This is a genomic window from Amycolatopsis sp. 505, assembly GCF_031625235.1.
GTDB lineage: Bacteria > Actinomycetota > Actinomycetes > Mycobacteriales > Pseudonocardiaceae > Amycolatopsis.
This window is the reverse complement of sequence record NZ_JACKQP010000006.1, coordinates 257997-270821: the sequence shown is the minus strand read 5'-3', so window position 1 is coordinate 270821 and position 12825 is coordinate 257997. Positions and strand designations below refer to the sequence as shown.

The 12825-nt window shown below is 72.2% G+C and carries 13 protein-coding genes; 4 read left to right on the top strand and 9 right to left on the bottom strand.

Annotation, left to right across the window (positions count from 1 at the left end; all coding sequences use genetic code 11):
• Positions 1-17: 17 nt before the first annotated feature.
• A complete protein-coding gene (locus H5965_RS23175) occupies positions 18-446 on the bottom strand; it encodes a nuclear transport factor 2 family protein (protein ID WP_310972245.1) in 429 nt (142 codons plus the stop codon).
• A gap of 87 nt (positions 447-533) precedes the next feature.
• Here H5965_RS23175 and H5965_RS23170 point away from each other — a divergent pair, with 87 nt between their 5' ends.
• The gene (locus H5965_RS23170) at positions 534-1277 is read left to right on the top strand and encodes a hypothetical protein (protein WP_310972243.1); all 744 of its coding nucleotides are present in this window, start codon (positions 534-536) and stop codon (positions 1275-1277) included.
• Here H5965_RS23170 and H5965_RS23165 read toward each other — a convergent pair.
• Positions 1265-1999, bottom strand: a complete 735-nt coding sequence (locus tag H5965_RS23165) for an AfsR/SARP family transcriptional regulator (protein ID WP_310972242.1) — start codon at positions 1997-1999, stop codon at positions 1265-1267. The two genes, H5965_RS23170 and H5965_RS23165, sit on opposite strands and share 13 nt — an antisense overlap.
• A gap of 91 nt (positions 2000-2090) precedes the next feature.
• Between H5965_RS23165 and H5965_RS23160 the strand changes: the two genes are divergently transcribed.
• On the top strand, positions 2091-2801 hold the full coding sequence (locus H5965_RS23160; RefSeq protein ID WP_310972241.1) for a serine/threonine protein phosphatase: 711 nt from the start codon (positions 2091-2093) through the stop codon (positions 2799-2801).
• A gap of 3 nt (positions 2802-2804) precedes the next feature.
• On the opposite strand, the gene H5965_RS23155 is transcribed toward H5965_RS23160, so the two are convergent.
• From H5965_RS23155 to H5965_RS23140, 4 genes are all read right to left on the bottom strand, one after another.
• Complete coding sequence (locus H5965_RS23155; RefSeq protein WP_310972240.1) at positions 2805-3284, bottom strand: DUF2127 domain-containing protein; 480 nt, start codon at positions 3282-3284, stop codon at positions 2805-2807.
• 191 nt (positions 3285-3475) lie between these two features.
• Positions 3476-3901: a hypothetical protein gene (locus tag H5965_RS23150; protein WP_310972239.1), complete on the bottom strand. Its 426-nt coding sequence runs from the start codon at positions 3899-3901 to the stop codon at positions 3476-3478.
• Positions 3883-4077, bottom strand: coding sequence for a zinc finger protein (locus tag H5965_RS23145; RefSeq protein ID WP_310972237.1), 195 nt, complete (start codon positions 4075-4077; stop codon positions 3883-3885). Before H5965_RS23145 ends, H5965_RS23150 begins: the two co-directional genes overlap by 19 nt.
• Before the next feature lie 57 nt (positions 4078-4134).
• The gene (locus H5965_RS23140; protein WP_310972235.1) at positions 4135-6465 is read right to left on the bottom strand and encodes a GH92 family glycosyl hydrolase; all 2331 of its coding nucleotides are present in this window, start codon (positions 6463-6465) and stop codon (positions 4135-4137) included.
• Between the two features lie 117 nt (positions 6466-6582).
• Between H5965_RS23140 and H5965_RS23135 the strand changes: the two genes are divergently transcribed.
• Both H5965_RS23135 and H5965_RS23130 read left to right on the top strand, forming a co-directional pair.
• The gene (locus H5965_RS23135; protein WP_310972233.1) at positions 6583-7368 is read left to right on the top strand and encodes a MerR family transcriptional regulator; all 786 of its coding nucleotides are present in this window, start codon (positions 6583-6585) and stop codon (positions 7366-7368) included.
• A complete protein-coding gene (locus H5965_RS23130) occupies positions 7369-8694 on the top strand; it encodes an erythromycin esterase family protein (RefSeq protein ID WP_310972232.1) in 1326 nt (441 codons plus the stop codon). It abuts the gene before it with no gap.
• A gap of 26 nt (positions 8695-8720) precedes the next feature.
• Here the strand turns inward: H5965_RS23130 and H5965_RS23125 are convergent, their stop codons facing one another.
• From H5965_RS23125 to H5965_RS23115, 3 genes are all read right to left on the bottom strand, one after another.
• On the bottom strand, positions 8721-10169 hold the full coding sequence (locus H5965_RS23125) for an amidohydrolase family protein (RefSeq protein ID WP_310972231.1): 1449 nt from the start codon (positions 10167-10169) through the stop codon (positions 8721-8723).
• A 186-nt stretch (positions 10170-10355) separates the two neighbouring features.
• Positions 10356-11918, bottom strand: a complete 1563-nt coding sequence (locus tag H5965_RS23120) for an ABC transporter permease (RefSeq protein ID WP_310972230.1) — start codon at positions 11916-11918, stop codon at positions 10356-10358.
• On the bottom strand, positions 11915-12823 hold the full coding sequence (locus tag H5965_RS23115; RefSeq protein ID WP_310972229.1) for an ABC transporter ATP-binding protein: 909 nt from the start codon (positions 12821-12823) through the stop codon (positions 11915-11917). Before H5965_RS23115 ends, H5965_RS23120 begins: the two co-directional genes overlap by 4 nt.
• Between the last annotated feature and the right edge of the window lie 2 nt (positions 12824-12825).

Below are 12825 nucleotides of genomic sequence, written 5' to 3'. Positions count from 1 at the left end.
TCGTGCGAAGGGGCCGCTCACGGCCCCTTCGCACGCAGGTGGTGGCTGACGTCGCCGATGAGGTCGACCGTTGCCCGGCGTTCCGTGAAGCGCCAGCCGCTCTCGTCTCGGGTGAAGCGGTCCTCATAGCGGCCCGCCGCGATCGTCTGCAGCGGGAACCCGGGGACCGCCTGCAGCACCGTGAAGTATGCGCGCCCCGTCGCCGTGTCGCCCGACACCTCGAGCGACAGGTTCGTCGTCACGTGCTTCGTGCGTGGCGTCCCGTCCTCGTACACGATCACCGTCTCGCGCAGCATCCGCTCGACCTCCGCGGCGCCCCGCAGCTCGCCGCTGCTGCCCGCGAACGTGCCCGATGCGAACAACTCGCCGACTCCCGCGAAGTCGCCCGCGTCGACCAGCGTCGCGTACCCAAAGACCAGGTTCTCCAGCGCGCGGTGATCGTCCACGGAAGCGATCGTACAGAGAAAGTATAGAAATCTTCCGTACCTTGGCAGCAACCGGCGGCAGGGGGCCGTCGCGGCAAGGGGGTACGCATGGATCGCCGTAGTCTGCTCAAAGCCGGGGCCGCCACCGTGGCCGGTGTTGCTCTCGCCTCGGCCACCACCGGTACCGCGCTGGCCGATACCGGGTTGCCGCCCGTTCCCGGGATGCTCGGGGACCGCCGGGCCAACGAACTCTGGTACCAGCTCGACGAAATCGCGCTCTACCACCCGTCCCAGGCCGTCACCGACGCCTACACCGCGCTCTCCGACCACCTGCTGGCGCACGCGCCGGAGGGGCTGTACGAGAAGTGGCGCGACCTGAGCCGAGAACCGGCCTACCCGAAGAACTACGCCGAATTCGCCAAGCCCGTCGAACCGGCGCTCAGGACGCTCTCCACCCTGCAGCTCGACAACTTCGACCGCTTCTACCGCGGCGACGAAGCCGGTCTCGTCAAGGCGTTCGCCGACTTCGGCCAAGGCGTCCTCTACGACCCGCGGCGGGCGCCGGAAGAGTCGGAAGTGCACACGATGAACGGGAACCCGCCGGGCAGCTACCACTTCTGGCACGCGGTCCTGCGCGCCCAGACGGTCCTCGGCATCGAACGGCACCGGTGGGTGCGGATCGACCCGATGATCGGCTTCGCCTGGGCACTGCAGTCCATCGCGAAACCCGACCACCGCCACGTCAACCCGGGCCTGCCGCGCGAACAGGTCCGCGCGCTGGCCCGGCACTGGCTGCCGCGCTCGCCCGCCCAGCTCGACCACGACTTCCAGTCGTCGCCCTACCCCGCCTGAGCGTCCAGCACCCGCTGGTACGCCGCCCGCAGCGCGGGGCCCGGGCCGACGCCGAGCCGCTCGTCGAGGAGGCGGCGGCCCTGGTGGTACACCGTCACCGCGTCCGCCGGCCGGCCGCTCGCGCAGAGCGCCGTCATCAGCAGGGCGCGGGCGCGTTCCCGCAGCGGGTGTTCGAGGACGAGCGCGGTCGCGTCGGGCACCGCGCGCAGGTGGTCGCCCGACGCGATTTCGGCTTCGATACGGCCCTCCAGCGCCGCCAGCCGCAGCTCGTCGAACCGCGCCGCCTCGCCTGCGCGGAGCGGTTCGGCGATGTCGGCGAGCACCGGACCGCGCCAGAGCTCCAGTGCGGCGCGGAACACGCCCGCCGCGCGGGCCGGGCGGGCCGCGCGCAGCTCGTCGTGCCCCAGGTACGCCAGCCGCGAGAACTCCTCGGCGTCGACGGTCCCGCCCGGCGTCAGCAGGTAGCCGCCGCCGGTGCGGACGAGCCGCGCCGGGCGTCCGAGGGCTTTGCGCAAGCGGGAGACGTACGTGCAGACCTGCGCGTCGACCGTCGACGGCCGATCGCCGTCCCACAGCAGCGAAACCAGCCGCTCGTCGGGTACCACGCGGCCGCGGGCCAGCAGCAACGCGGCCAGCAGCGTGCGCGGCTTGCGCCCGCCGAGCGCGGCCGGGCGGCCGTCGGCGCGCGACACCGCCAGCGGCCCGAGAATCCGGAACTCCATCCCCACCCCCTTCCCAAGGTACGCGGAAAGTCTCAGCCGGTCCTTAGGTTGAGCGCGGATCATGGAGGTCAGAGGGGATGAGGAGGCCGCGATGATCACCACCCGTCCGGGTTACCCACGCTGGCACACCGCGAGCGCGCAGGGGCCGCGCTCACTCAACGCCGACGCCGTCGGGGCGTACGCCGCGGCCGGCGGGCCCGGCATCGCGTTCGCCCTCGCCGACGGCGTCGGGGATGATCCCGCCGCCGCGCGGGCCGCCCGCATCGCCGCCGCGGCCGCCGCGCGCACGCCAGTCCACAAAGGACCGGTCGAGGCGGTGCTGGCTGCTCAGCGCGCGGTGCGCGAGCAGACGCTCGGGGACGCCGTGCTGGTGGTCGCCATGCCAGCCGAGCGCGGTGGCTACCGCATCGCCTGGGTCGGCGACGCCCGCGCGTACGCCTGGGACGGCACCACGCTGAGCCGCTTGACGACCGACCACACGCTCGCCGAGTTCTTCCGCGCCCGCCACCAGCCGGTGACGCCGAGGATGGAGCACGTCGTGACGACGAGCGTCCGCACCGCGGAAGCCCACGAGATCGGCACGGCGGAGACGCCGGGAGCGGGCCTGCTGCTGACGAGCGACGGCGTCCACAAGCCGCTGACCGGCAGCGGCATCCGGGCGGTGCTGGCCCAGCCGGGCACGGGCGCGGCGGAACTGGTGGAAGCCGCGCTGGCCCGGGGCGGCTCGGACAACGCGACCGCCCTCTACGTCGAGCCGTCGGAGGTCGACAGCACGACGGTGCGATTTCCCGTCGCCGCGTGAGCCCTAGGTGGCGCGCCTGAGCTGCCGGTATTCCCGCAGCACCAGCACGATGATCACCACATCGAGTGCGGCGAAGAACGGCAGCGCGATCGAATGCGTGTGCACGGCGCGAAAGATCTCATAGACGACGAATGCGGCAAGGATGACCGCCGCCACGGGGTACGCGCGGACGATCTTGCGGGCCAGAGCCCACACCAGGCCAAGCTTGATCAGGCCGTGAGCCAGCAGGTACGCGACGGCGAACGTCTTCGTGTCGCCGTGGAGGAAGTTCTCCGTCGCCGACTCGAGGTGGCGGGCCAGGGTGCCCGAGGGGTCGCCCAGCAGGTCGCGGGTGATGACCGCGTGGGTGAACCCGCTGACCGTCGAGGCCGGGATGAACGCCAGGATCAGGGCTCCGACGACCTGCAGCGCGCCGTCGAGGCCCTTGATCGCGATCGCGATGCGGAAGAACTTCTCGGTCGCCGTCGTGTTCGTCTCGGACATCGTGCCTCCTCCCCCACACTCTGCCGCAACCACTGGGGGTCCGCACCCGGGGACACCGGACGCCAGAGCAGAGGGCTGCCCCGATATCTGGGAACTCTCGATCGGGAACATGGCGAACGCGAGCTGCGCGAAACCTGGCTGCTCGAGCGGTTCCCGGCCCCCGCGCTACCGGGCTCGGCTAACGGCGTTGCTCACGAGCTGAGGCACTTTTCGCACCGTTCGTGCCGGGCTGTCCGGCCGGCCGGGTCCGTCCCGTAGAACGGGTAGCAGGCCGCGCCGCAGATGGCCAGGTAGATCGGCCCGCACCGGAGGGGGTGCGGGCCGACCTGGTGGGCGACGGCCACTTCGCGCCGCCGTGCGCCCGCTTCGGGGAGCCAGCCGTCGTGCGGGAGGCCGGCCCGCACGTCGGCGTCGATCTCGTCGGCGCGGGCGATCAGGTCCGCGCCGAGGTCGGCGAGCCGCTCCCCGAGATCGCGGAGGATGTCGGGGCGCGGTGCCTCCTCTCCGACGGTCCTGGCCAGCCACGCCACATCCGGGACGAGCGACGCGTGCAGGTCGCGGATGCGCTCCAGCAACCGCCGGTCCCGGTCGGCGTCGTTCAGCACCGCGCCAGCCACGCCGCCTCGCATTCGGCGCAGGTCGGGTCGAACCAATGACCACCGAGCTGCGGCACGTCCTTCACCGCGACGGTCACTTCTTGCCCGCACAGAGCCACGAACTGTTCATCCGGACGCGGAGGGAACGGCCCGTTGAGCGCGTGGCGCTTCCCCTCCGCTTGCTGCCACCTCAACATGTGTCCAGTAAAACTGTCCGCTCCGGCGGACACCAACGCACCGAAGGGTGGTTCGCCCTACATCGCGGGCGGCGCCGAGGCGGTCCCCCAAGCCGTCGGCGTGTCACTCAGCCGGAACTCGATCCTGCCCGCCCGCAGCAAGTCCGCGTGCGAGATCCAGCTCCGCTCGTACCCGCGGTGCCCGATCCGGACGTCCTTTGTGTACTGCAGCTTCCCCGCGGCGGCACCGGGCGCCGAGATCTCGATCTTGCGGCCGCCGGCCGGCCGGATCTCCACCTTCTCGAACATCGGCGTGCTCAACAGGTACGTCCCGGAACCCGGCTGGGCTTCGAACACGCCCGCCATGCCGAAGACGAGCCACGACGAGATCGTGCCGAGGTCGTCGTTGCCCGGCATGCCGTACGGCGTGTCCGTGAACAACGTCCGCGCCGCGCGCAGCACCGCCGAGGTCTTCCACGGCGCACCGGTCCAGCTGTACATCCACGGTGCGTGCAGGTCCGGTTCGTTGTTCGGGTTGAACGCGAAGTTGTTGTGGTAGTCGTACGCGCCGTGGACCCAGGAGTCCTTGGCCGCCTTCGCCGGGTCGGTCAGCAGCAGCGGCAGGTCGAAGAACGTGTCGAGCCGCTTCTCCGCCTGGGCCGGGCCACCCATCAAGGCGAACAGCTGCGCCGTGTCCTGCTGGGCGAGCCACTGGTACTGCCACGGCGTTCCCTCGTGGAAGCCGGTCGACTGGGCGGGATCCGGGTCGCCGACGCCGGTGCCGTCCGCCGCGCGCGTGCGGGGGAAGCCCGTGAACCCGTGGGATTCGACGCCGGTGTCCCACAGCTTCGCGAAGTTGCCGCAGCGCGCGGAAAGGGTCGCTGCCTTGTCGCGGTAGCCCAGGCCGGAAGCCATGGTCGACAGCGCGCAGTCGGCGAGGGCGTACTCGAGGGTCGCCGAGCCGGCCTGGCGCGTGTCGCCGTAGGTGTAGCCCGGCAGGTCCTGGTAGCCGATCCAGCCGTTCCGCACGTACGTCGGGTTGCCGTCGCGGCCGCGGAAGATCGACTGGTCCGCCGGGACTTCGTTGGCGTTGCGCCACAACGCGTCGAAGAGCCGGCGCGCGGTCTTGTCGTCGAGGAGCCCGCGGCGGTAGTTGTCGACCACCCACGGCGTGACGGGGTCGCCGCTCATCACGTTCGTCTCGCCGCCGGCCAGCGCCCAGCGCGGCACCCAGCCGCCGTCCTGGTAGATCTTGAGGACGGACTTGGTCATGTCCGCCGCCTTGTCCGGGTGCAATAGCGCCACCAGCTGGTTCTGCGAGCGGTAGGTGTCCCACAGCGAGAACATCTGGTAATACGTGTCGGGGCTGCGGTGGACCCGGTCGTCGAAGCCGCGGTACGAACCGTCCACATCGGACCCGACGGACGGGTGCAGCAGCGACCGGTACAGCGCGCTGTAGTACGTGCGCTGGTCGGCGGTCGTCCCGCCGGCGACGCGCATCCGGTCCAGCTCGGCTTCCCACGTGTCGTGGGCGGCTTTCCGCGCCTTGTCGAACGACTTGGGCTGCTCGGCGCCGCGGTTGAGCCGGGCGCCGTCGATCGAGGTGTAGGACAGCCCGACCGAGGCACCGACCTGGTTCTTCTCGGTGCCGAAGGTGAGCCAGGCGCCGGTGCGCTGGCTGCCGAGCTTCGCGTCCCGCTGGTTCGGCGTCAGCTTGCCGTCGGTCCAGGTGCCGAAGCCGGTGAACTTCCGGTCGAACTTGGCGCTGAAGAAGACCTTGTACCGCTCCTTCTGCGTTTCCCAGCAGAAGTTGCCGCCCTGCAGCCAGCCCTCGACGGTGTCGTCCCCGACGACGTGGACGTCGCCGGCATAGGTGTAGCCGTTGCTCTCGCCGACCTCGATGAGGACGTTTTCGCTGGCCGCCCCGTCGGGGAAGGTGTAGCGGTGCTGGCCCGTGCGCTGGGTGGCGGTCAGCTCGGCGTCGATGCCGTTGGCGAGCTTGACGCCGTAGTACCCCGGCTGCCGGGTCTCGTCGGCGTGACTGAACTTCGCGCCGTACTTCGCGGGATCGCTGCTGGTGACGGCGCCAGTGGTGGGCATGAACCGGAAGTTGCCCATCGTCTGGCAGCCGACGCCGGAGAGGTGGGTGTGGCTGAAGCCGAGCGTGGTGTCCTGCGCGTAGTCGTAGGACGCGTACTTCTTGAGCTGCGTGTCCGGGGACAGCTGCACCATCCCGAAGGGGGTGGTGGCGCCCGGGAAGGTGGTGCCGTCCCCGTTGTTGCCGATCGAGGTGTCGACGAGCGTGGTGGGGTCGTCGGCGAACCGCACGCCCGCCTCGGCGGGGGTCGCGAGGGCCATGGTGGTGGCCCCGGCGAGCAAAGTGGCCAGGACGCGTGTCCGCGCTCTCATCCGTGTCCTCCTGACAACGTTGTCACATGCACGGTGGGATCTTTTCCGTTGTCCGGTGGACAAATCAACCCCCGGAAAGCTTGAAGCTGACGTTGCGTCAGGTTCTACGGTCGAGGCGTGAGCGAACGCAGGTGGAGCATCGGCCAGCTGGCGAAGGCCGGCGGCGTCACGGTCCGCACGTTGCACCACTACGACCGGATCGGCCTGGTCTCCCCCGGCGAACGGACGCCGGCCGGGCACCGGCGGTACCTCGAGGCGGACGTGCGCCGGCTCTACCGGGTCCGGACCCTGTGCGGGCTGGGGCTTTCCCTGGACGAGGTGGCCGCCGTCCTGCGGAACGCGACGGACGACCCCGGTGGGCTGCGTGGCCTGCTGACCGCGCAGCTCGCCGACCTGGAGGCCAGGGCCGCGCGCATCGAGGAGTCGGCCCGGCGGCTCCGGGGCCTGCTCGCCCGGCTGGCCGAGGACGCCATGCCGGGCCCGGAGCAGTTCCTCGCCGCCCTGGAACCGATGTCCGTCGACGCCGGCCGCTACCTGTCCGCCACCCAGCTCGCGACGATCACCGGACGGGCCGCGCAGCTGGGCAGCGGCGCGATCGAGACGCTGAAGACCGAATGGCTCGCGCTGTTCGGCCGGCTTCGGCAGCACCTGCTCGACGGGACTCCGGTCGACGACCCGGCCGTGCAGGAACTGGTCGCGCGCTGGCGGGCGACGGCGGCCGCGTTCCACCCCGGCGACCGCTCGTTCGAGGCGGCGACCACGGCGCTGTGGGAGGACAACCGCGCCGGGCTGGGCCGGGAGCTCGACGAGCGGCTCGGCTGGTCCGGGCCGGGCGGCGCCGCCGAAGTCGTGGATTACCTGCGCAAAGCCCGCGCCGCGGGCGAAGACGAGAAGGACGGGTGAATGGACGTCGACATCACCGGCTGGCTCCGGGAGAACATCGTGCGCCTGCGGACGCTCGAGCCGGAAGCGGGCTACGCCGGGCTCGAGCCGTTGCGCGACATCGTCGGCGACGCCCGGGTCGTCGCCATCGGCGAGAGCACGCACCGGGTGCACGAGTTCTACCAGCTCCGCCACCTGGTGACCCGGTTCCTGGCCGAGGAACTGGGGTTCACCGGGTTCGCGATGGAGTCCGGTTTCCCGGAAGGCTGGGCGGTGCACGACTGGGTGCTCGGCGGCGACGGTGACCTGGACCGGCTCCTGCGCACCGGGATCACCTACCACATGGGCCAGTGCGCGGAGATGCGTGACCAGCTGCGGTGGATGCGCGAGCACAACCGCACCCACGACCGCAAGATCCGCTTCTACGGCATGGACATCCCGGACTCCAGCGCGTCCGCCCGGCCCGGGGTCACCGCCGCCTTGGCGTTCCTGGACGAAGCCGACCCGGACTACGCCGCGGCGGCTCGCAAGAACCTGCTGCCGCTGTTCGGCTACCTGCCGGCCGACCGGACCGGACTGGCCTGGGCCGCGCCGGCGATCCAGGCCTACCTGGCGCTGGGCACCGCCCACCGCCACGAGCTGACCGTCCGGATCGGCGAGCTGACCGAACGCCTCCGCGCCCTGCGCGTCCCCTACTCCACTGTGGACGCAGCACGGGCCGACATCGCGTTGCAGTGCGCGGTCACCGCCCGGTACGCGGACGCCTTCCTGGCGAACATGGCCGCCGCGCCGGGGCGCACCTACCGGGGCGCCAACGTCCGGGACGCGGCGATGGCCGACAACGTCGAGTGGATCCTCGCCCGGGAGGACCGCGTCGTCGTCGGGGCGGCGAACGGGCACCTGCAGCGCTGGCCGTACCGCGTGCCGCCGATCATCAACGAGGAACAGGTGATGCTCGGCCAGCACCTGGCCCGCTCGCTCGGCGACCGGATGGTGGTCATCGCCACCACCTGCAACGGCGGCCGCGTGTTCAGCCACCGGCCGCTGCCGGACGGGCCGCCCGGCCACACCGAGGTGTTCTACGAGGACGTCGCCCCCGGCACCGACCCGACCGATCTGGACGTCGTGCTCTCCAGTGCCGGTGCGCCGCTCGCCCTGCTCGACCTGCGCGAAGTCCCCGGCGAGGGTGAGGTGGCCCGCCGCTTCGCCGAGATCGACGGCACCCGGCAGGGCCCGTACAAGCAGCTGGTGAACCCGCTCGCCGCGTTCGACGCCGTCGTGCACATCGACCAGGTCACCCCCTGGCGGACGTTCATCGGCTCCGCGGGGCACCGCGTCGGAGGGTAGCCGGATGCTGCACGCTCACGCGGAGGTCAGACCTGGTACGTGACGTGCCCGTCGACGATCGTCGCCGTCACCGGGAGGGCACGCAGGTCCGCCGGGGACAGCGTCGCCGGGTCGGTGGCCGTCACCATCAGGTCCGCGAGGTCGCCCACCGCCACTCCGCGACGGCCGCCGGAGGACGCCGCCAGGGCGTCGGCGAACGGGATCGCCTGCTCCGGGTGCCACGGCGGGCGGTCGTCGTCCGTGCGGGAGATCGCCGAGGCGATGCCGTCCCAGGGGTCCAGGGGCGCCACCGGGGCGTCCGAACCGAACTCCAGGCGGGCGCCCGACTCCAGCAGCGACCGGTACGGGAACGCCCGCTCGGTCCGCCCGTGCCAGTGGCGGTCGGCGACGTCGCGGTCGTCCGGCTGGTGCGCCGGCTGGACCGCCGCGATCACGCCCAGGGCAGCGAAGCGGGGAACGTCGGACGGGGAGAGCAGCTGGGCGTGTTCGATGCGGCCCGGGCAGCCGACCGCCTCGAAGGCGTCCAGCGCGATCGTGTTCGCCCGGTCCCCGATGGCGTGCACCGCCGGGAGCAGCCCGTGGTCGAACGCCCGCTGCATCAACGGGATCAGTTCGTCCGGCGGCAGTTCCAGCGAGCCGGGTGTATCCACGCCGGGGTACGGGTCGTGGCAGTAGGCCGTGCGCGTGTTGAGGGAACCGTCCACGAACAGCTTGAACGGCCCGACCGTCAGCCGCCCGCCGGAGTCCGGGAGGACGTCGCCGGTGCGGTGGCCGCGCTCGATGGTCTGGTCCAGGAGGTGTTTCGCGATGACGCACGAGATCCGGGCCGCCGGGGTACCGCGGCGGGTCCAGTCCGCCACGGTGTCCGCGTATTCGTAGTCGACGATCTGCGTCACCCCCCGCGCGGCCGCCGCGGCCACCGCTTCCGCCACCCACCGGTCCTGGACGTCGATCGCCGCCGTGGGGAGCTGGGCCGTGGCGCTCATGCAGTCGCCCTCCAGCAGGACGCCCGTCGGGTGGTCGCGGCCGATCAGCTTCAGCGCCGCCGGGCTCAGCCACAGCGTGTGCAGGTCCGCGCTGAACAACGCGACCGCGCGCCCGGGCAGCGCGCGCTGCAGCAGGTCCTTGTGCGGCTTGTCCGGCCAGAGCCCGTCGCGGAAACCGGCGCCCACGACGAGTTCCGTCTGCGGCGCCGGGGTCGCCAGCAGGTGCGCGAGCAGCAGCTCGATCGCCTCCCCCGCCGAGCGCGCCGCGTCGAGGGGGATGCGACGCCGGAACGTCGCCCACTGCACCACGTGGACGTGCGCGTCGACCAGCCCCGGCAGCAGCGTCCCGCCGTGCCCGTCGACCACCCGCGCGGCGAACCCGGTGGAACCCGGCTCGGTGATCGACGTGATCCGGCCGTCGGTCACCCGGACGTCGGCGAGGTCGCCGCCGAGGCCGGGCCGGACGCGGCGCAGCAGGAGATCGTCCATGCGGACCACCTTGCCAGCCGGACCCGTCCGGGTGAAGCACGGCTTGAGATGCGGAACAACCGGGTATTCCCCTAGCGTTGGAACAGATGGCAGCCGTCGCCCGCCGAAGGGTCAGGGCCGGTTCAGGAGCGCCGCCTTCACAAGCCGCGCAGGGTTCGACTCCCTCGGTTGCCGCCAAAGCCCGGTTCAGCCGACCGGCATGTCCCGCCGCCGCAACGCGAACAGCCCGGCCGCGCCCGCCACCGCGGCGATCGCGGCCAGCCAGAGCGCCGGTGCGAGCGAGAACGCCCCGCCCGGCAACCTCGCCAGGTGCTGGAACGGCGAAATCCCGAGCACCAGCGAACTCCACTGCAACGCGGTCCCCACCAGCGACAGCAACAGGAACGCCGCCAGCAGCCCCCAGGCCGCCGCCGCGAACCGGGGCAGGAAGCCGATCAGCAACGCCGCCAGCCCGGTCAGCACCCAGACCGCGGGCAGCTGGGCCAGTGCCGCCGGGACCAGCCCGAAACCGCTCCCGTACGCCAGTCCCGTCGTCCAGCCGGTGACCACCAGCACGAACGCCGGCCCGAAGAAGGCGAACGCCAGGTGGGCCAGGGCCCAGCCGACGCGCCCGACCGCCGTCGCCAGGATCGGTTCCGCCCGGCCCGCCGCTTCTTCCGCACGCAGCTTCAGCGTGGCCTGCACCGCGTGACCCGCCGCCGCCAGGCCGAACAGCGTCATCGTCCCGGCCAGGTACGCGTCCATCACCGCGCCACCGCCGCCCATGCGCGAGAACACGTCGGCGACCGCCCGGTTGTCCCGCATCAGGTCCGCCACGTTCTGCGCGACCCCGCCCATCAGCAACCCGACGAGCCCCAGGCAGACGGTCCAGACCAGCAGCGACCCGCGCTGCAGCCGCCAGGCCAGGGCCAGCGGCGAGCGCAGGGACGCCGTCGCCTCGGAACGCCCGAGCCGTGCGGGCAGCAGCGCCGCGCCGAGGTCACGCCGGGCGGACAACGCCACTGCCGCCACCACGAACAACGCCGTCGCGGCGATGCCCAGCGCGAGCACCCACCACTGTTCCCCCGCGAACGGCCGCAGCCGGTGCGCCCAGCCGATCGGCGACAGCCACGCGAGCCAGCCCGCCGAGCCGCTGCTGTCCCCGGCCGCGCGCAGCAGGAACGCCAGCACGAGCGCCCCGATCCCGATGCCCCGCGCCTCGCTCGCGCCCCAGGTGAGCTGAGCCGCGACGGCGCCGACACCGGCGAACACCCAGCCCGCCAAGGAAAACCCGAGCCCCAGCGCGAGCGCGCCGGCGAACGGCACGCCCTGCGCGGCGACGCCGAACGCGGTCAGCAGGCCGAACACCAGGCACGCACCGCAGGCGGCGAGCACCGCGGCGGCCAGCCCCGCGTGCCGGCCGACGACGGTGGCGCCGGTGAGCTCACGACGTCCCGCCTCCTCCTCGGTCCGGGTGTGCCGGACCACGGTGAGCACCGCGATCAGGCCCACCACCACCGGCACGAACCCGCACTGCCAGGCCAGCAGGTTCCCCGGCGACGAGCCGTACAACGGGCCGTTGCGCACGACGAAGGTCGCGCTCGAGGCGTTGAGGTCGTAGAAGTGCTGCCGCGCCACGGCATCCGGGTACGCCGCCTTGATCGACGACAGGTAGCCGACCGGCGCGAGCGCGAGACCGGCGATCCACAACGGCATGAGCAGCCGGTCGCGGCGCAGCAGCAGCCGCAGCAGCGCCCAGGTGCCCCTCATCGCGCCACTCCGACCGGTTCGTCGTGGCGGTAGTGGCGCAGGAACAGCTCTTCGAGCGTCGGCGGGCGGCTCACCAGGCTCCGCAGCCCGGCCCCGGCGAGGTGCCGCATCACGTCGTCCAGCGCCGTCTGGTCCACCGACAGGTGGACGTGGGAGCCGTACGAGCTCAAGTCGTGCACGCCCGGCAGCGAGCCCAGGTCCGCGGGGACCCGCGCGAGGGAGGCGTCGATGGTGATCCGGCCCAGGTGCCGCAGCTCGTCCAGGGTGCCCGACTCGACCGTGCGGCCGGCCCGGACGATCGTGACGCGGTCGCACAGCGCCTCGACCTCGGAAAGGATGTGCGAGGACAGCAGCACCGTCCGGTCGCCGCGTTCGCGTTCTTCCGCGACGACTTCCCGGAACACCTCCTCCATCAGCGGGTCGAGCCCGGACGTCGGTTCGTCGAGGACCAGCAGCTCCACATCGGACGCGAGCGCGGCGACGAGCGCGACCTTCTGCCGGTTGCCCTTCGAGTAGGTCCGGCCCTTCTTGCGCGGGTCGAGGTCGAACCGCTCGATCAGTTCCGCGCGGCGAGCGGTGTCGAGACCGCCGCGCAGCCGGCCGAGCAGGTCGATCACCTCGCCGCCGGTGAGGTTGGGCCAGAGCGTGACGTCGCCCGGGACGTACGCGAGCCGCCGGTGCAGCTCGGTGGCGTCGGTCCAGGGGTCGCCGCCGAGCAGGGTGGCGCGGCCGCCGTCGGCGCGCATCAGCCCCAGCAGGACGCGGATCGTGGTGGTCTTCCCGGCACCGTTGGGCCCGAGGAAGCCGTGCACCTCGCCGGTGTGGACGGTCAGGTTGAGCCCGTCGAGGGCTTTCGTCCGGCCGAACGCCTTGGTGAGGCCGTCGGCGGTGATCGCGTCGGCCATCG

Excerpts from the sequence above, each read along its gene's own strand:
- H5965_RS23125 (WP_310972231.1), bottom strand. The coding sequence starts at position 10,169 with ATGGACGATCTCCTGCTGCGCCGCGTCCGGCCCGGCCTCGGCGGCGAC.
- H5965_RS23170 (WP_310972243.1), top strand. The coding sequence starts at position 534 with ATGGATCGCCGTAGTCTGCTCAAAGCCGGGGCCGCCACCGTGGCCGGT.
- H5965_RS23160 (WP_310972241.1), top strand. The coding sequence starts at position 2,091 with ATGATCACCACCCGTCCGGGTTACCCACGCTGGCACACCGCGAGCGCG.
- H5965_RS23115 (WP_310972229.1), bottom strand. The coding sequence starts at position 12,823 with ATGGCCGACGCGATCACCGCCGACGGCCTCACCAAGGCGTTCGGCCGG.
- H5965_RS23140 (WP_310972235.1), bottom strand. The coding sequence starts at position 6,465 with ATGAGAGCGCGGACACGCGTCCTGGCCACTTTGCTCGCCGGGGCCACC.
- H5965_RS23130 (WP_310972232.1), top strand. The coding sequence starts at position 7,369 with ATGGACGTCGACATCACCGGCTGGCTCCGGGAGAACATCGTGCGCCTG.
- H5965_RS23165 (WP_310972242.1), bottom strand. The coding sequence starts at position 1,999 with ATGGAGTTCCGGATTCTCGGGCCGCTGGCGGTGTCGCGCGCCGACGGC.
- H5965_RS23120 (WP_310972230.1), bottom strand. The coding sequence starts at position 11,918 with ATGAGGGGCACCTGGGCGCTGCTGCGGCTGCTGCTGCGCCGCGACCGG.
- H5965_RS23145 (WP_310972237.1), bottom strand. The coding sequence starts at position 4,077 with ATGTTGAGGTGGCAGCAAGCGGAGGGGAAGCGCCACGCGCTCAACGGG.
- H5965_RS23155 (WP_310972240.1), bottom strand. The coding sequence starts at position 3,284 with ATGTCCGAGACGAACACGACGGCGACCGAGAAGTTCTTCCGCATCGCG.